This is a genomic window from Geobacter metallireducens GS-15, assembly GCF_000012925.1.
GTDB lineage: Bacteria > Desulfobacterota > Desulfuromonadia > Geobacterales > Geobacteraceae > Geobacter > Geobacter metallireducens.
Genome location: NC_007517.1, coordinates 1,198,287 through 1,215,519, shown reverse-complemented (window position 1 = coordinate 1,215,519; position 17,233 = coordinate 1,198,287). Strand labels below are relative to the sequence as shown.

At 62.2% G+C, this 17,233-nt stretch carries 15 protein-coding genes and 2 riboswitches; of the genes, 13 read left to right on the top strand and 2 right to left on the bottom strand.

Features of this window, described 5'->3' with window-relative positions:
* Nucleotides 1-57 precede the first annotated feature (57 nt).
* From GMET_RS05475 to GMET_RS05455, 5 genes are all read left to right on the top strand, one after another.
* Nucleotides 58-402, top strand: a complete 345-nt coding sequence (locus tag GMET_RS05475; protein ID WP_238378981.1) for a hypothetical protein — start codon at nt 58-60, stop codon at nt 400-402.
* Between the two features lie 256 nt (nt 403-658).
* The gene (locus GMET_RS05470) at nt 659-1,441 is read left to right on the top strand and encodes a trehalose-phosphatase (RefSeq protein ID WP_011365772.1); all 783 of its coding nucleotides are present in this window, start codon (nt 659-661) and stop codon (nt 1,439-1,441) included.
* 91 nt (nt 1,442-1,532) lie between these two features.
* Nucleotides 1,533-2,681: a Na+/H+ antiporter NhaA gene (locus GMET_RS05465; protein ID WP_011365771.1), complete on the top strand. Its 1,149-nt coding sequence runs from the start codon at nt 1,533-1,535 to the stop codon at nt 2,679-2,681.
* Nucleotides 2,682-2,766: 85 nt separating this feature from the next.
* The gene (locus GMET_RS05460) at nt 2,767-3,198 is read left to right on the top strand and encodes a c-type cytochrome (RefSeq protein ID WP_004513744.1); all 432 of its coding nucleotides are present in this window, start codon (nt 2,767-2,769) and stop codon (nt 3,196-3,198) included.
* 92 nt (nt 3,199-3,290) lie between these two features.
* Nucleotides 3,291-3,367, top strand: a riboswitch (cyclic di-GMP riboswitch).
* A 103-nt stretch (nt 3,368-3,470) separates the two neighbouring features.
* A riboswitch (cyclic di-GMP riboswitch) is annotated at nt 3,471-3,547 on the top strand.
* A gap of 151 nt (nt 3,548-3,698) precedes the next feature.
* On the top strand, nt 3,699-4,145 hold the full coding sequence (locus GMET_RS05455; RefSeq protein ID WP_004513743.1) for a c-type cytochrome: 447 nt from the start codon (nt 3,699-3,701) through the stop codon (nt 4,143-4,145).
* 84 nt (nt 4,146-4,229) lie between these two features.
* On the opposite strand, the gene GMET_RS05450 is transcribed toward GMET_RS05455, so the two are convergent.
* A complete protein-coding gene (locus GMET_RS05450; protein ID WP_238378980.1) occupies nt 4,230-5,228 on the bottom strand; it encodes a transglutaminase domain-containing protein in 999 nt (332 codons plus the stop codon).
* 38 nt (nt 5,229-5,266) lie between these two features.
* Entirely contained in the window at nt 5,267-5,857 is a 591-nt protein-coding gene (gene yedF, locus GMET_RS05445; RefSeq protein WP_004513741.1) for a sulfurtransferase-like selenium metabolism protein YedF, read from the bottom strand.
* 142 nt (nt 5,858-5,999) lie between these two features.
* On the opposite strand from yedF, the gene GMET_RS05440 reads away from it, so the two are divergent.
* The 8 genes from GMET_RS05440 (at nt 6,000) to GMET_RS05405 (ending at nt 17,214) form a co-directional block, all read left to right on the top strand.
* The gene (locus GMET_RS05440; RefSeq protein WP_004513740.1) at nt 6,000-6,893 is read left to right on the top strand and encodes a selenium metabolism-associated LysR family transcriptional regulator; all 894 of its coding nucleotides are present in this window, start codon (nt 6,000-6,002) and stop codon (nt 6,891-6,893) included.
* Nucleotides 6,894-7,013: 120 nt separating this feature from the next.
* On the top strand, nt 7,014-9,974 hold the full coding sequence (locus GMET_RS05435) for a PAS domain S-box protein (protein ID WP_004513739.1): 2,961 nt from the start codon (nt 7,014-7,016) through the stop codon (nt 9,972-9,974).
* Nucleotides 9,967-11,385, top strand: coding sequence for a sigma-54-dependent transcriptional regulator (locus GMET_RS05430; protein ID WP_004513738.1), 1,419 nt, complete (start codon nt 9,967-9,969; stop codon nt 11,383-11,385). The genes GMET_RS05435 and GMET_RS05430 overlap by 8 nt, the downstream gene beginning before the upstream one ends.
* A gap of 247 nt (nt 11,386-11,632) precedes the next feature.
* The gene (locus GMET_RS05425; protein WP_004513737.1) at nt 11,633-11,968 is read left to right on the top strand and encodes an STAS domain-containing protein; all 336 of its coding nucleotides are present in this window, start codon (nt 11,633-11,635) and stop codon (nt 11,966-11,968) included.
* Nucleotides 11,965-14,013: a chemotaxis protein CheW gene (locus tag GMET_RS05420; protein ID WP_004513736.1), complete on the top strand. Its 2,049-nt coding sequence runs from the start codon at nt 11,965-11,967 to the stop codon at nt 14,011-14,013. Before GMET_RS05425 ends, GMET_RS05420 begins: the two co-directional genes overlap by 4 nt.
* Before the next feature lie 26 nt (nt 14,014-14,039).
* Complete coding sequence (locus GMET_RS05415) at nt 14,040-14,510, top strand: chemotaxis protein CheW (RefSeq protein WP_004513735.1); 471 nt, start codon at nt 14,040-14,042, stop codon at nt 14,508-14,510.
* Nucleotides 14,511-14,538: 28 nt separating this feature from the next.
* Nucleotides 14,539-16,302 carry a methyl-accepting chemotaxis protein gene (locus GMET_RS05410; protein ID WP_004513734.1) on the top strand — a complete coding sequence of 588 codons (1,764 nt, stop codon included), beginning with the start codon at nt 14,539-14,541 and terminating at the stop codon, nt 16,300-16,302.
* Between the two features lie 9 nt (nt 16,303-16,311).
* Nucleotides 16,312-17,214: a CheR family methyltransferase gene (locus tag GMET_RS05405; protein WP_004513733.1), complete on the top strand. Its 903-nt coding sequence runs from the start codon at nt 16,312-16,314 to the stop codon at nt 17,212-17,214.
* Nucleotides 17,215-17,233: the final 19 nt, after the last annotated feature.

Below are 17,233 nucleotides of genomic sequence, written 5' to 3'. Positions count from 1 at the left end.
CCCGAACTTCCTATCTTTTGAACAATTACTGCGCCTCGGCGCCTCACAATGAACGCCATGAAAACCGTTATCCTTTCCCATAGAGTCCTCGCCGCGGCCCTGGTTGTGATCCTTCTGCTCCTCTCCACGTCCGGCTTCGGCCTTGCGCTCTCCCTTCACCTGAAGGATCAGACCCCCTCCAAACACGCGAACTGCGGATGCATCACCGCCGATTCCGACGGGGGAGAGTCGGGAGGCCCCGCATCCGAGGCGTTCCACGGCGACTTCAACCCTTCCTGTATCGCCCCCCTTGTCATGCCGGCCTATGCGCCGCCGGTGGAGAATCTCCATCCTTTCGAGCCGTTCCGGGCGCCGCCCCAGGTCTTCTACGATCTCTTCGTCCCACCTCAAAACCACTGCTGATGAAGGGGTGCGTGCAGCGCGCAATGACCGGTGACGGACGATCTCGTCACGTCCATGACTGCTTGGCGCAAACACTGCCGCACCTCCTCTCTGCTGTCACTGAACCCTGAACGGTGATCCGGCCGGAATCACGGTGCCACTGTGCCGTGACCACGGCCCTCACGGATCCGGCTGCCGCCATCCCATGGCGATAGCCGGGCAACTGCCGCGCCCGGTTGCCTGACGCCACGGCGCGCAGGGAGGTGTAACCTTGAAGGTGAACGATTCGTCACAAAGACTCTGGATATTTTCTTTTGATGGTGTACTGACGACAGCGGGGACCGACCGGACCAGGGCCCGCCTGCACCGGCTCACCCGCCAACTTTTGGAGGAACTCGCCGGCACCCCCGGCGAACGGGTTGCGGTCCTCTCCAGCCGCTCCCTTGAAGACCTCGTCTCCCGGGTCGCCATACCGGGAGTTTTTCTCGGGGGGGGATGCGGGACTGAATGGCACATCCCCGGCGGGGACTCCATGACCCTTTCCGGCCGGCCCAAGGATCTCCTCATGGAAAAGCGGGACATCCTCCTGCCGGTGCTGCGGGACCTTGCCGAACTGCCGGGGGTAACCTTCGAGGACCGCCGCTGGTCTGCCGTCTTCCATGTCGCCGGCGCGGCACCAAAGACAAAGCGGACCCTCGATGACCGGCTCCAGGAAGCCTGCCGCGACGGGCGCGGCGCCCTCTATCGGTACCCCGACATGGTGGAAGCCCTCTTTCTCCCCGAAATCACCATGGAATTCGGCGTGCGCGCCCTCTGCCACCTTCTCAGGCACGAGGGAGCAATCATATGCGCCGGCAGCGACGCCAACGATGCCACGGCTCTCGGCTGGGTGGTGCGCCAGGGGGGAACGGCCTTCTCCGTCGGCAGACGCCCCCTTGTGTCCGGCTCGACAGCCGTAGTAGACTTGCGGTCGCTGGTGCGCCAAGTCCGGGACCTTGCGGGGACAAGCCCCCCCCTCCCGGCACGATGGCCCGAACGGCGTTACAATAAGGCAGCATAAATTTTGTCGCACCTCAGCCGGCGGTGTCGCCGCGGAGACAGGGCTCCTCCCCTACCCTCCCGGCACCGCCGGCTCTCAGGAACAGGATTGCATGAGAAAACCGATCAATCTACTGAGGGAGTTCTCCGTCCCCCTCATCGCCGGAGTCATAACAGCCCTCGCTTGGGCAAACCTCGATCCCCGGGGGTATGATGCCCTTATCCATCAGCCTTCTTTCGGGGGGGTCAGCCTCCATTTCCTGGTCAATGAACTCTTCATGGTGCTCTTTTTCGGGATCGCAGCCGCCGAGATCACCCAGAGCTGCCTTCCCGGCGGGGACCTGAACCCGCCCCGCAAGGCCGTCAACCCTCTGCTGGCGACCCTCGGCGGCGTCATCGGCCCAGTGCTCGTCTACCTGAGTCTCAATGCCGTCATCGGTGACCCGACCCTGACCAAGGGGTGGGGAATCCCCACCGCAACCGACATTGCCCTGGCCTGGCTCGTGGCGCGGCTGGTCTTTGGCGCCGGCCACCCGGCGGTATCGTTCCTCCTGCTCCTGGCCGTGGCTGACGACGCCATCGGGCTTGCCATCATCGCCGTCTTCTACCCCGATCCAGTCCACCCCACCGAGCCGATGTGGCTTTTCCTGACGGTGGCCGGCATCGTGGCCGCCTACATCCTGCGGGGCGCCAGGGCGAAGAGCTACTGGCCCTATGTACTTGTGGGGGGAGGGCTCTCCTGGACCGGCCTGTTCAAGGCCCACCTCCACCCGGCCCTGGCCCTCGTCTTCATCATCCCCTTCCTCCCCCATCCTCCGCGGGAATCGGCGCACCTGTTCGAGGAAAATCCCCGCGACACCTCCCCCCTCGCCCGTTTCGAGCACGACTGGAAGATCGTCGTCGACTTCGGCCTCTTCCTCTTCGGCCTCGCCAACGCGGGAGTCCGCTTCTCCTCAGTGGGAACGGCCACCTGGCTCGTGCTGACAGCGCTCCTGGTCGGCAAGACGGCAGGCATCTTAACCATGGGCTCACTGGGAAAGGCCCTCGGCTTCCCCCTCCCGGACAGGGTTGGGTTCAAGGAACTGGCGTTGACGGGGCTGGTGGCCGGCATGGGGCTCACCGTAGCCCTCTTCGTGGCGGGGGTCGCCTTTGTGGATCCCGACATCGAGGGTGCGGCCAAGATGGGGGCGCTCCTCTCGGGGGGAGTACTCCCGGTGGCCGTGGCGCTCGGCAGAATCCTGAAGGTACGGAGAATCCCCTGAGCTGGAGAGACGTGTGCCTTGACATACAGAATCGCTTCATTATACTCGCCTAAAACATCCCCATCAAAAGAGCGGAGGGAGCACCATGCATGACAGATCCATTGTGACGAAACTGAAGGGTTCGGGACACAGGAGCATCATCGTTGTCGCTATCCTTGCCGGCTGTCTGGCAGCCGCCGGCTGCAAGCAGCAGGAAAAGCCCGTCCAGGCCCCGGCCGAAAAACCGGCCACGGGAGCGGTCCCTCAGACAACCATGGGAGGCCCCATGAGTGACCAGCAGACGCAGGCCATGGGGAAAGCCATCTTCAAGAAACAGTGCGCCGGTTGCCACGGCGAAGAGGGTAAAGGGATGAGCGCCCCCTCTCTCCAGAAGGCCGACTTCAAGTACGGTCGCACTCCCGAGGCGATCAAGGAGACCATCACCAAGGGACGCCCCGGCGGCATGCCCGCTTTCGGCAACCTCCAGGAAATCGAGGTGGAAACCCTCGTTGCCTATGTCCTGGGCCTTAAACGGTAACCAGTTCACGACAAGTTTCACATAAGAGTTGACACACACAAACAAATCGGTTACACAATAGCAACACTTTCATCAGCGAATCTGGCTGAAGATAGCGATACTACTAAACCATCCGCGAGGATGGGGCGGAAAGCCTACAGGGTCTCATCGAGACAGCCGGGTTGCCGAACTATCACAATAGATAGGCGGCGACCCGGCTTTTTTGTTTTTCCCGGATTGCCTTGAAAATTTCCGTGGACGCAGACTTGTGCCGCGGCAATAGCTTCAGGCGATAGCGATACTACTAAACCATCCGCGAGGATGGGGCGGAAAGCCTACAGGGTCTCATCGAGACAGCCGGGTTGCCGAACTATCACACCACAGATAGGCGGCGACCCGGCTTTTTATTTTGACAGGCTGGCAGCGGAAGGAGGTGATGACATCTCACAGAGATCAAACTTCATGGCTATCTCCCTTAACGACAAACATTAACTGAATTCACGGAAACAACGGAGGACATCATGAAATTCAGAACTTTCACATTGACGGAAATCCTGACCCTGGCCATTGCCTTCGCGGCATATGGCGTCATCTGCATAACAGGAACAGCCACGGGAAGTACCGGCGGAGCCAGCCTCACAACGGGACATGGCCAGACACTCTCCGACACATCTTCCGCCGGCACCCCTGCCGCAACCGAGGACTTCAGGGGATCTGCCGATTTCCCCGAGCCGTCGCCCGTCCGCAAGACCGCGAAGAAAACAGTGGCCCAGCGGTCCATGCCCGTGGATGGCGCATCGCTCTACTACACCAGCAACTGTGCCGGTTGCCACGGCACCATGTCCAACCTGAGGGGGGCCACCGCGGAGATGATCCAGTCCGCCATAGACAGTAACGCAGGGGGCATGGGATTCCACGTCACCCTCTCCCCGGAAGAAATCCACTCCATCGCCGACGCGCTGAAGTAGCGTTGGCGCAAAAAAAGGGGGCCCCCTCACGGGAGCCCCCCAGCAGATCCTTCATGTGGTGAGGAGGCGGCATGGAGCCGCCTCCTATTTTTCTCTGTACCTGATCGAGTAGCGGAAACCCTGCGGATCGTAAAAATCGACCGCCTTCCCCCCTACCTCGGCATAGGGATAGCCGAAGGTGTTCAGAGGCGGCCCATCCTGGGGCGGATTGAGGACCAGGTCGCGCCCCACGGCCAGCGCGATGCGGTAGGGGTCGATCCCCCCCCAGAAATACTCCCGGCATTCCTTTGTCGTCGCATCGTCCAGCTTCAGGTTCTCCACCAGTATCGCCTTGCGGACGTCTGCCGGGTCCACCGGCACCCACCCGTAGCCGGGGAGATAGAACTCGACCCAGCAGTGCTGCCATCCGGTGATATCCTCCTGGGCCTTCTTGCCGAGGCGGATGCCGAAGATCTCACGGGCCGGCACGCCGGCCGCGCGGGAGAGGGCGACGAAGACCGAGGAGATGTCAGTGCACTTCCCGCCCGGCTTCTGGAGCAGGGCGCAGACGTCACCCTTGCCGCACCCCTTGGTATTGGGGTCTCGATAGGTGTTCTCGCAGGTCCAGTCATAGATGGCCCGGGCTTTCTCCAAGACCGTCTGCTTCCCTTTGGTTATGGAATCGGCCAGCTTCTTCACCTCGCCGCTGGTGGGGCCGAGGCTCGTGGGGGCCAGGTACTGCCGGTAGTCGGCCGGATCCCAGGCCGTCTCCTTCTTCGGGAACGCACGCCGGACAACCTCCTGCCGCTCGGCGGCAAAGGTAAAGGAGAGCTTGCGGCTGGTGGCGTCGTCCTTCCACCGGGTATAGAGGATGGGCGTCCCGTTGGCCCGGTCGGTGTAAACGCCGGACTCGGCGTAGTCTCCCGTGACGCTGATGCCGGTGATTGACTGATTGGCGTCGCTGACCGGATAGGGGAGCCAGAGTTTCACCTCTTTCCCCTTTTCCTGGGCCGACAGGTCCACATCGACGGTCACGACCCCGGCCCGGCTCGCCGCGCCGAAAGCGGTAGATACGGCAACGGACATAAGGATTGCCACAGACATAACATATCGTTTCAACACAGTTTACTCCCTTGCAACTACTATAATCTGACCACCGACCCTGCCCCCAAGAGGCTCTCGGCAATGGTGAACATGTTGGTGACCGATCCGGCCACGAGCTTCTCCTTGCGGTGGAAAAAGTCGAGACAGACACCGCAGGAGAGGACCTCAACCCCACGATTACCAAGGCTTTGCAGGGCCTCCAGCACCTCGGACCCTTCCGTGGTGAGAAGAACCCCGGTATTGACGAAGAGCATCCGGTCAGGAAGCTCCGCAAGGTCAAGGAGGGTGATGATGAAGTTCTTCATGAGGAGCCGCCCCAGCTCCTCGGGGCCGTCCCCGAGCCGGTCGGAGGCCACGAGCATTACGGTCTTGCCCCCCTTCCCCGCCACGGTCCGGACCGGCTCGACCGGGGCACTCCCCGGCGAGGTGATAGTGAGGGCGAAACCGTTGTCAGCCTCGACTTCACTGACGGCAAAACCGCGGTTTTCGGCAAAGCGGATCACGTTCTCCCGGGGGGCTCCAGGGTCCACGAGGACCTGCACCGTCTCGCCACCCGCCTCCTCAAGTGCCCGCTTGGTGGTAACCACCGGCGCGGGACAGGCCATATTCCTGCAGTCGATTATTTTCATCCAAAACCCCTTCATCCGAAGTTCATCAGGCGTCATAGCGAATTCTGGTAAAGTATTGCGTATTTGACAGAACAAGGTCAAATTGATAATTTTGATAAACTAAATAGTTCATATCGTAAATACCGATAACAGGAGAACCCCCATGAACCTCAAGCAGCTGGAAGTTTTCCTTGCCGTGGCCGAAAGCGGCAGCTTCTCCCGGGGAGCCGAGGCCACGTTCATTACCCAATCGACGGTGAGCCAGCATATCGCGGCCCTGGAAAATGAACTGGGGGTAAAACTCCTGGACCGCACGGGGCGTGGGGCGCTCCTGACCGAGGGGGGAAAGCTCCTTCTGGAGCACGCCCGCAGGGTGGTGGCGGGCGCCCGCGAGATCGAGCCGGCCATGCGGCGCTTCCGGGGGGTGGAAGAGGCGGAACTTCGCGTGGGGGGAAGCAACATTCCGGGCGACCACATGATCCCGGAGATCCTGCCCCTCTTCCTTGCGCGGCATCCCGGTGTCCGCCTGACGCTTCTCCAGGGGGACAGCCGGGAGATTCTGGACAAGGTGGCGCGGGAAGAGGTGGAGATCGGCATCATCGGGAGCCGTTTCGACGACGAGGGGTTCGCCTTCACCCCCCTGGGGCGAGACGAAATCAGGCTCATCGCCGGCAGCGCCCACCCCCTGGCCGGCAGAGGACCCGTCGGTATCGACGTCCTAGCCCGCCAGGAGTTCATCATGCGCGAACCGGGCTCCGGCACGGCCCGGACCATCGCGCACGCCCTGGCCGGCGCCGGCGTCGCGCCGGCCACCCTTGCCGTGCGGGCGAGCCTTGGGAGCAACGAGGCGGTCAAGCATGCCGTGGCCAGCGGATTGGGAGTATCGTTTCTGTCGGAAATCTCGGTGAGAAAGGAACTGGGACGCGGCGAACTCGTGGAGATTCCAGTCGACGGGCTGAAGATTTCCCGCACTTTCTACCTTGTGCAGCGGGACGGGCGGGAGCTTTCCCCGGCGGCCCGCGCCTTTGCCGACCTGATGAGGGAACAGTACCGCTAAACTGCCGACGCGGGTACCCTCCCCCCGAATCGCCCCTTCTCCTTTGGTATCCCTCTTGCAATCATTTCACAGTTTTCATCCATTCTCTGTTATCGAGGACATTCCTGTAACAAACGCTTTATGCGAAAAATCACAGTAAACGTTATCGCGCTGAATATTCTCTTTGTCATCGGCGCTACCGTGATCACCACGTTCCTCTTCCTGGCGGCAATGCGCGATGAATCGGAACGGCTGGCAAAGGTGGAGCAGGAACAGGGGATCCAGACCTTCTGGAGGCTCCTCAGGGCCAAGGGGACCGATTTCAGGATTGTCGACGGCAAGCTCATGGCGGGGGACTATGTCCTGAACGGCAATTTCGAACTCCCTGACATGATCCAGTCGATCTTTGGCGGCACCGCGACGGTCTTCATGGGTGATACGCGGGTTGCCACCAACATCCGCAGGGAAGACGGGACCCGTGCCGTCGGTACCAAGTTGAACGGACCCGCCTACGACGCCATCTTCAGGCACAACAAACCCTTTCGCGGTGAGGCATTGATTTTCGGCATCCCCTATTTCACCGCCTACGACCCCATCAGAAACAGCCGGGGCGAAATCATCGGCGTACTCTACGTGGGTGCCAGGAAGAACGAATTCCATTCGCGGTACGAGCACTATAAGGTCAATGTCATCGCCGGCGCAGCGGTCATATCCACTATCTTTACGGTTCTGGCCTTCGTGGTTCTCAGGGACAGAAAACGCCACCTTGAGGCACTTCAGGACAACGAAACCAAGTACCGGACCCTCTTCGAGAGTTCCTCAGAGGGAATTCTCCTGTTCGATGGCGTTATTTTTGACTGCAACGAACAGCTGTGTCGACTGTTTGGCAGCAGCCGCAATGAAATCATCGGGAGATCTCCTGTTCACTTCTCTCCGGAACTGCAGTCCGACGGCACCCCCTCCGCCGAAAAAGCCCGACACATGCTTAACACTACCCTGGGTGGGGAAGCCGGGATCTTCCCCTGGCAGCACCGGAGACAGGACGGCACCTTGGTCGACACCGAGGTTTCCCTGAAGGCGTTGACCATCCAGGGACGCACGGTTCTTCAGGCGGTGGTGCGAGACGTTACCGAATGGGAAAAGGCCGAGGAATCGCTACGGATGATCCGCCTACAGCAGCAGGCCATACTCGACAACATTCCCGACCTGGTCTGGCTCAAGGACATCGAAAGCAGATTCATCACCGTCAACGCGGCGTTTGCCCAGGCATGCGGCACCCTCCCCGCCGACCTGGTGGGGAAGACTGACCTGGACATCTGGCCCAGCGACCTGGCCACCCTCTATCGCGAGGACGACGCCCGGGTCATAGCGTCGGGCAAGCAGGTCCGCACCGAGGAGCCCCTCGCCGACGTCAACGGAAAGGGAGTCTGGATCGAAACCATCAAGATGCCCATTTATGACGAGGCGGGAACGGTCATCGGCACCACGGGCATCGCCCGGGACATTTCGGAGCGGCGGGAGGCGGAACTGAAGCTACGGGAGAACGAGGCCCGGCTCGCAAGGGCCCAGCAGATTGCCCATGTGGGGAACTGGGAATGGGATATTCTCAACAACTCTGTTCAATTTTCCGATGAACTTCTCCGGATATTCCGCATCCCCCCCGGCCAGCCCAACATGACCTACGAAACATTTCTGGAAGCGGTCCATCCCGACGACCGGCAAGCCGTAAACGATACCATCAATGCAACTCTGCACGAACAGGCACCCTACGGTAAAACGTATCGCATTATCTGCCCTGACGGGGAGATCAGGCATCTCCGGGCAGAGGGAGAGGTCGAGTTCGATGCGGAAGGGGCTCCGGTGCGGATGCAGGGGGTCGTCAAGGACATTACGGTAAGTACCCTTGCCGAGGAGGCCCTGCGTGAGAGTGAAGCCCGCTTCCGGGAGATCTTCGAACAGAATGAGGACGCCATCATCCTGATGGCTCGGGAAACCCTGGACATCATCGATGCCAACAGGGCCGCGGAGACACTGATCGGCCGCGACAAGGAGTCACTCAACTGGCTCGGCCCCTGGTCGTTCATCGTGCCCGACGACTACAACCCGTTCATCGCGGCCATCCCCCCCGTCGATGATACGACCCCCTTCCACCTTAACCGCATCGGCGTTGTCAGGTCCGACGGAACCCGTCTCATCTCTTCGATCTGGGGCAAAATCATCCGGCTGCGGGACACGGAGGTGGTCTACTGCTCCATCCGCGACCTCACCCAGAGGATCCGCATGGAGGAAGAGGCACAGATCACCCATGCCCACCTTATCCACACCAACAAGATGGCCTCCCTCGGCGTCCTCGTCTCCGGCATAGCCCACGAGATAAACAACCCCAACACCTTCATCCAGGGGAACGCATCGCTCATCGAAAGTTTCTGGCGCGACACCGTCCCGATCCTCGACCGCCATCGCACCGAAAATGGTGATTTCATCCTCGGCGGCCTCCCCGTCGCGGAGGTAGAGCGAATCTTCCCCCGCCTTCTCCACGGGGTAAAGGAGGGTTCGCGCCGCATCAGCGCCATCGTCAACAACCTCAAGGACTTCGCCCGGGAGGATACCGCGAAGGCTTTCGTGCCGATCGCCGTCAACAACATCGTTGAAAATGCAAAGATGATTCTCAGCTACCAGATTCACCGCTACACCGACCATTTCCGCATGGAACTGGCCGAAGGCCTCCCGCTGGCCCGGGGGAAATTTCAGCAGATAGAACAGGTGGTCATCAACCTGATCATGAACGCCCTGCAGGCGCTTCCCGGCAAGGACGCAGGGGTCACCGTCTCCACATCCGCCGACCCCGTTGCCTCGGTGGTCACCATCAGCGTACGCGATGAGGGAGAAGGGATGCAGTGGGAGGTTCTGGAGCGGATCACCGAGCCCTTCTTCTCCACCAAGCTTGAACAGGGAGGGACCGGTCTCGGACTCTCCATCTCCGCAGCCATCATCAGAGAACACGACGGCACGCTGACATTCGAATCGACTCCCGGCAAGGGAACCACCGCCACGGTAACCCTGCCGCTCGCCTATCCCGCCGGAGAACGAAACCATGCCTGATCAACAGACTTTTCCCATCCTGGTGGTGGACGATGAGGAGGAAATCCTCTTCACCACCAGCATCACGTTGCGGAGCGCCGGCTTTCCCCCGGTGCTGACGGAAAGCGACAGCCGCAACGTCATGGGAATCCTTGCCCGACAGGAGGTGGCCCTCGTTCTCCTGGACCTCTACATGCCGCACCTGCCGGGATACGAGCTCCTGAAGGAGATCACCGCGAACCATCCTGAGATCCCGGTCATCGTGGTCACGGCCGCAAACGAGGTGGGAATGGCCGTGGAGTGCATGAAAGCAGGTGCGTTCGACTATTTCGTCAAGCCGATGGAACCGCCGCGGCTCCTGGCAACAGTCAGGAGAGCGCTGGAGATGCACTCGCTCCGCTCCCAGGTGAATTCCCTGAGCAGCCACATCCTCACCGGCGGGCTCGACAACGAAGAAGCTTTCGCCCCGATCATCACCCGCAGTCGAAAGATGCACTCCATCTTCCAGTATCTGGAGGCGATTGCCCCCAGTAACCAGCCCCTTCTGATTACCGGCGAGACGGGGGTCGGCAAGGAGCTTATCGCCCGTACCGTTCACAACATCAGCGGCTGTAGGGGTCCCTTCGTGGCGGTCAACATCGCCGGCCTTGACGACATGGTCTTCTCCGACACCCTGTTCGGCCACCTCAAGGGGGCATTCACCGGTGCCGACCGGCAGCGGGAGGGTCTCATAGCCAAGGCAGCGGGCGGCACCCTCTTCCTCGACGAGATCGGCGACCTGCAGCCGTCATCCCAGGTGAAGCTGCTCAGACTCCTCCAGGAGCAGGAATACTACCCCCTGGGTGCGGACACGCCGGTCCACGCCGCCGCCCGGGTTGTCGTCGCCACGAACCGGGACCTGAAAGCGATAATGGCGGACGGAAGCTTCCGGAAAGACCTCTACTACCGCCTGAGCGCCCATCAGGTTCTGATCCCCCCCCTGCGCGACCGGCGGGAGGATATCCCACTCCTGGTGGATCACTTCTTCGATGAGGCCGCGGCCTCCCTCTCCCGGCAGAAACCGACGATCCCTCCGGAACTCGCCTGTTACCTCGGCACCTACGCGTTTCCGGGCAACATTCGAGAGTTGCGGGCCATGGTTTTCGACGCCATGGCCCGCCATGAAAAAGGGGTGCTTTCCCTGGCCGGCTTCAGAGAGGTGATCGGCAATCCTCGCTCCCCGGCTGAAACATCTCCCCTTCCCTTCATTGAAGGACTGAGGGAAGAGTCCGGCAATGCCGGCCGCATGCCGACCCTGAAGGAGGCGGAGGATGCCCTTATCGCCCATGCCCTGAGCATCGCCAACGGCAACCAGGGGATAGCCTCGGCCCATCTGGGGATAACCCGCCAGGCCCTCAACAAGCGCCTCAACAGAAAAACCGCCGACGAATAACCCCTGCGCCATTTGTTGCACCGGCAACCAATGGCGCATATCCCCCGGAAACCCGCGCCAACCGCCTATTTCCCCAACAATCACCCCGCCAGCTGCAACTTCCGTCGCACCCCTTCCCCCCAACACATCTCCCAACACAGTGTAATTGCTCAATTTTATTCTCGTACGCTCTGGCATTCCGGCTGCAATGCGTATCGTATAAACCGGCACTCTTTTCAGCCGGCCGACAATGCCAAGGAGGCCCACCATGCCAGAGAACGCCCCGGGAACGCTGACCATAAGACTGACCGGCGACTGGTCCATGACCGGCGTCACGCAGCAGCTCCTCCCCCTGACGGAGCACCTGGCCGCCCTTTCCGGAGTGCATCCGCAGCAGGTGCAGCCGGTCATCGACATGGCGGAGGTCGCCCTGTTCGATGCCTGCGGCTGCCAGCTCCTGACGATACTCCTGCGCCATCTGAGGCTCCTGGGCTTCTCTCCCGTTCTGGCCAATATCCCGGCAGAACTCCGCGGCAGCATCGAGCTCCTCGGCTTCGGCCACGAATTCGAGACGATGCTTGACGTCACCAGAGGACACGCATGACCGCCCCGGATCACCACAACACCTCCATCGACCTCGATCGCTTCAACGCCGTCTTTTTCGAGGAATGCGCCGAGCACCTGGCCGATATGGAGCACATCCTCGTGGCCCTCGACCCGGAGAGCCCCGACAGTGAGGAACTGAACGCCCTGTTCCGCGCGGCCCACTCCATCAAGGGAGGGGCCGGCATTTTCGGCTTCAGTGACCTTACCGTGGTAACCCACGAGCTTGAATCGCTCCTGGACAAGGTGCGCGGCAACGAACTCCGCCTGACCGCCACCATGATCGACCTGTTCCTGGAGGCCCGCGACGCCATTGCCATGCAGCTGGCGGGGCACGGGGACGGCAGCCCTGTTGACCAGGCGGTTATCGAGGATATCTGCCGCAGACTTCGCGGCCAGATCGAAGGAACTGCTGCAGTTGCCGAAAAGTCCCCTTCGCCCCAGGTCCTGCCCACCGAACCCATGACCGGCTTCCGACGGTTGGAGATCGTCTTTTCCCCCGACAACGATATCTTCCAGCGGGGCGTGCGGCTCGAAAACCTCTTCAACGAACTGGCGCAGCTGGGGGACCTCTCGGTGAAGGCAGAGATCCCTGATGCCCCCCCCTTTGAGGCATTCGATCCCGAGGTCTGCCACGCCCGGTGGATTTTCACCCTCGACACGGTCGTCGCCGATGAGGAGATCCGGGACATCTTCGAGTTCGTGGCCGAACGGGAGCAGCTGACGATCAGCACCAGGGACGAGCAGGCAACCGCCGCGCCATCACCCGTAGAAGAAGACATCCCTGCCCCCGCCAGCGCGCCGGCAGAGGGAGCCATCGTCCCCATGGGGCGCCGCGCCTACGACCGCGATGAAACGGCGCCCGGAGCCTTCGGCCGCCGGGGGGGCGAAATCGAGTCGTCAATCCGTGTGGGAGTGACCAAGGTGGACCAGCTCATCAACCAGGTGGGCGAACTGGTCATCACCCAGTCCATGCTGGCCCAGATGGCAGGAGTGCTCGATCCGGTCCTCTTCGAGAGCATTCACCGGGGGCTCCTGCAACTGGAGCGCAACACCCGCGATCTCCAGCAGAATGTCATGTCGATCCGGCTGGTCCCCATCAGCATCGTCTTCAGCCGTTTCCCGCGCCTGGTGCGCGACCTGGCAGCCAAGCTCGGCAAGCAGGTGGAGCTGCACACCGTGGGGGAGACCACCGAACTGGACAAGGGGCTCATCGAGAAGATTGCCGATCCCCTCACCCATCTGGTGCGGAACTGCCTCGACCACGGGCTCGAATCCCCCGAGGCGCGCATGGCCGCAGGGAAGGATCCCGTCGGCGCCATAATGCTGCGGGCCTCCCAGGTGGGGGGACGGATCGTCATCGATGTCATGGACGACGGCGCCGGCCTCAGCCGGGAGAAGATTCTCCGCAAGGCGGCCGAACGGGGCATCCCGACCGGCGACGCCATGACCGACGAGGAGGTCTGGCAGCTGATCTTCGCCCCCGGCTTCTCCACCGCCGAAACCGTGACCGACATCTCCGGCCGCGGGGTCGGCATGGACGTGGTGCTGCGGAACGTGCAGGCCCTGAGCGGACGGGTGCAGGTCTCGTCGGAGCCGGGCTCCGGAACCCGCGTCACCATCAGCCTCCCCCTGACCCTGGCGATCCTCGATGGCCTCTCCGTGGCGGTGGGGGGCGAGAAGTTCATCATCCCCCTGAACGCCATCATCGAATCCCTCCAGCCGAAGCCGGAGGAGATCAAGTCGGTCAACGGCAGGACCGTCGTCCACGTGCGGGGGGAATACCTCCCCCTTCTGCCGCTCCACGAACTCTTCAGCCTGGAGACATCGGTCACGCGGCCCGAAGAGGGAATCACCGTACTGGTGGATGTGGAAGGAGAGAAGGCGGCGCTGTTGGTGGACGCCCTCCTGGACGAGCACCAAGTGGTCATCAAGAGCCTTGAGGCCAACTACCGCAAGGTTGAGGGAACGGCGGGCGCGACAATCCTCGGGGACGGGCGGGTGGCGCTGATCCTGGACGTCCATGCCCTGCTCCGGATGAGATAAATACAGTCAGGAGGATATACACAACTATGGATACGCCTGAAAGAACCATCCCCCATGAATACCTCACCTTCACCCTCGGAGCAGAGGAGTACGGCATCGATATCCTGAAGGTGCAGGAGATCCGGGGCTATGACGCCGTAACCCGCATCGCCAACTCCCCCGAATTCCTCAAGGGGGTCATCAACCTGCGGGGGGTTATCGTCCCCATCGTCGACATGCGGATCAGATTCAACCTCGGCACCCCCACCTACGACGAATTCACCGTGGTCATCATCATGAACGTGCTGAACCGGGTCATCGGCATGGTGGTGGACGGCGTCTCCGACGTGGTGGCCCTGGAGCCGGAGCAGATCAGGCCGGCCCCGGAGATGGGGTCGGCCCTGGATACCCGCTACCTGACCGGCCTCGGCACCGTGAACGGCCAGATGCTCATCCTCATGGACATCGAGAAGCTCCTGAGCAGCAGCGAGATGCAGCTCATGGACAGTGCAGCCTGATCAAGAATCCTCAAAGGAAGGTGAACCTATGAAAATCAAAGCATTCAAAGACTGGAAGATTCTCTCCAAAATCCTCGCCATCTCGGTGGCAACCATCGTGCTCATCGTTTCGGGCATCATGTTCTATGTGCTTCCCCTGGTGGAGAAGAAGCTCATGGCCGAAAAAAAGGACATGGTGGGGAGCACCGTCGATACCGTTGTCACCCTGATCGGTGGGTACCAGGAGAAGGTAAAAAGCGGGGAACTGACCGAAGCCGAGGCCAGGAAACGGGCCATCGACAACATTCGCAAGCTCCGGTATGACGGAAATGAATATTTCTGGATCAACACCGTGGAGCCGGTCATGGTGATGCATCCCATAAAGCCGGAACTGGAAGGGAAAAAACTCGACGACCTCAAGGATCCCACGGGTAAGGCATTCTTTGTGGAAATGGCAAAGGTCGCCAGGGAGCAGGGTAAAGGGGAGGTGGAGTACCAGTGGCCGAAGCCGGGCGCCACGGCGCCGAGCCCCAAGATCTCCCATGTCCAGCTGGTCAAGGAGTGGGGCTGGGTCGTGGGAAGCGGCATCTACGTGGATGACGTGCAGAAGGAAGTGATGACCATGAAGATCCAGATCATCGTCGCCACCCTCATCTGCGCCCTGGTGATCTTCACCTTCGCCTACTTCGTGGCACGCCGCATCAGGATGGCCCTGGGCGAAGCGATCACCGCCTCGGAGCATATCGCCGCCGGTGACCTGACCGCCGCCATCGAGGCCTCCAGCGAGGACGAGACCGGCCAACTGCTCCGGTCGCTGCGGGAGATGAACGACAGCCTCTCCCACATCGTGGCCGAAGTCCGCACCGGCGCCGACTCCATCGCCAGCGCCACCGAGCAGATCTCCGCCGGCAACGCCGACCTCTCCCAGCGCACCGAGGAGCAGGCCTCGGCCCTGGAGGAGACCGCATCGAGCATGGAAGAGCTCACCTCCACCGTGAAGCAGAACGCCGACAACGCCCAGCAGGCCAACAAGCTGGCCGTGACCGCCAGCGAGGTGGCGGAGCGCGGCGGCGAGGTCATCGGCCGGGTGGTGAACACCATGGGGGCCATCACCGACAGCTCCCGCAAGATCTCCGACATCATCGGCGTCATCGACGGCATCGCCTTCCAGACCAACATCCTCGCCCTCAATGCGGCGGTGGAAGCGGCCCGGGCCGGCGAACAGGGGCGCGGCTTTGCCGTGGTGGCGGGCGAGGTGCGCAACCTTGCCCAGCGCAGCGCCGCCGCGGCCAAGGAGATCAAGAGCCTCATCGAGGACTCGGTGGCCAAGGTGGAGGACGGCAGCCGCCTGGTGGAAGAGGCCGGGGAGACCACCCGCGAGATCGTCACCAGCATCAAGCGGGTAGCCGATATCATGGCCGAGATCTCCGCCGCCTCCATCGAGCAGTCCAGCGGCATCGAGCAGGTGAACACCGCCATCACCCAGATGGACGACGTGACCCAGCAGAACGCTGCCCTGGTGGAGGAGGCCGCTGCGGCCGCCGAGGCCCTGGAGGACCAGGCCCGTTCCATGGTCTCCACCGTGAGCCGCTTCAAGCTGGCCGACGGCGGACGCGCCGATACCGGGGCCGCCCCGAAGACGGAGCGCAAGCCCGCAGCCAGGGTGGCGCCCAGTGCCCGGAACACCCCGGCCGCCAAGGCCGCTCCCAAGGCGAAGGCCGCCAATGGCTACCACAAGCCGGCAGCTCCTGAACACCACGAGGCCGAGTTGCCCAAGGCCGTGGGGTATGACGACGACTGGAAGGAGTTTTAGAGAGGCACGATGCCCAACCACGACATTGCACCGCTGACAGGAACCGACGCGGATTTCCCCCCGAGGGATCTCCGCGAGTTCCGCTTTACCGACGGCGACTTCGCCCGGGTGCGGGAGCTCATCTACCGCACCGCGGGGATCGCCCTCAGCCCGGTCAAGCGTGATCTGGTCTACGGCCGCCTGGCGCGCCGCCTGCGGGTCAGGGGGCTCACCTCCTTTGACGATTACCTCCGCATCGTGGAAAGCGGCGACCGGCAGGAGCGGGAGGCGTTCGTCAACGCCCTCACCACCAACCTCACTTCCTTCTTCCGGGAGCCCCATCACTTCCCGATCCTGGCTGACCACCTGAAGGGGCTCGGCGGCCGGCGGCAGCTCTCCATCTGGTGCTGCGCCGCCTCCACCGGCGAAGAGCCTTACTCCATCGCCATGACCGTGGTGGAGCAGTTCGGCACCTTTACCCCGCCGGTGCGGATTCTGGCCACGGACATCGACACCAGCGTCCTTGACCGGGCCCGTCAGGGAATCTACCGCCTCGACCGGATCGAGCGCCTTCCCCGGGAGCAGGTGAGGCGGTTCTTCCTCAGGGGGGACGGGAAGAACGCTGGCCTTGCCCGGGTCAGGCCCGAGGCGCAAAAGATCATCACCTTCCGGCAGTTGAACCTGCTGGACCCGCAGTGGCCCATGCGGGAGCGGTTCGACGCCATCTTCTGCCGCAACGTGATGATCTACTTCGACAAGGAGACCCAGTACGGCATCCTGAAGAAATTCGTTCCCCTGCTCCACCCCGGTGGGCTCCTCTTCGCCGGCCACTCGGAGAGTTTCCACCACGCCGCCGACCTCTTCCAGGTCCGCGGCAAGACGGTCTACGCCGTTCGGGATGGCGCCCCCCTCCCCACCGGCCTCCGGTCGTAACCGGCACCAGGGAAAAGTT

Coding starts and splice junctions, on each gene's coding strand:
- GMET_RS05450 (WP_238378980.1), bottom strand. CDS start 5,228: ATGTCTGTGGCAATCCTTATGTCCGTTGCCGTATCTACCGCTTTCGGC.
- GMET_RS05460 (WP_004513744.1), top strand. CDS start 2,767: ATGCATGACAGATCCATTGTGACGAAACTGAAGGGTTCGGGACACAGG.
- yedF (WP_004513741.1), bottom strand. CDS start 5,857: ATGAAAATAATCGACTGCAGGAATATGGCCTGTCCCGCGCCGGTGGTT.
- GMET_RS05425 (WP_004513737.1), top strand. CDS start 11,633: ATGCCAGAGAACGCCCCGGGAACGCTGACCATAAGACTGACCGGCGAC.
- GMET_RS05465 (WP_011365771.1), top strand. CDS start 1,533: ATGAGAAAACCGATCAATCTACTGAGGGAGTTCTCCGTCCCCCTCATC.
- GMET_RS05420 (WP_004513736.1), top strand. CDS start 11,965: ATGACCGCCCCGGATCACCACAACACCTCCATCGACCTCGATCGCTTC.
- GMET_RS05475 (WP_238378981.1), top strand. CDS start 58: ATGAAAACCGTTATCCTTTCCCATAGAGTCCTCGCCGCGGCCCTGGTT.
- GMET_RS05410 (WP_004513734.1), top strand. CDS start 14,539: ATGAAAATCAAAGCATTCAAAGACTGGAAGATTCTCTCCAAAATCCTC.
- GMET_RS05435 (WP_004513739.1), top strand. CDS start 7,014: ATGCGAAAAATCACAGTAAACGTTATCGCGCTGAATATTCTCTTTGTC.
- GMET_RS05430 (WP_004513738.1), top strand. CDS start 9,967: ATGCCTGATCAACAGACTTTTCCCATCCTGGTGGTGGACGATGAGGAG.
- GMET_RS05440 (WP_004513740.1), top strand. CDS start 6,000: ATGAACCTCAAGCAGCTGGAAGTTTTCCTTGCCGTGGCCGAAAGCGGC.
- GMET_RS05455 (WP_004513743.1), top strand. CDS start 3,699: ATGAAATTCAGAACTTTCACATTGACGGAAATCCTGACCCTGGCCATT.
- GMET_RS05405 (WP_004513733.1), top strand. CDS start 16,312: ATGCCCAACCACGACATTGCACCGCTGACAGGAACCGACGCGGATTTC.
- GMET_RS05415 (WP_004513735.1), top strand. CDS start 14,040: ATGGATACGCCTGAAAGAACCATCCCCCATGAATACCTCACCTTCACC.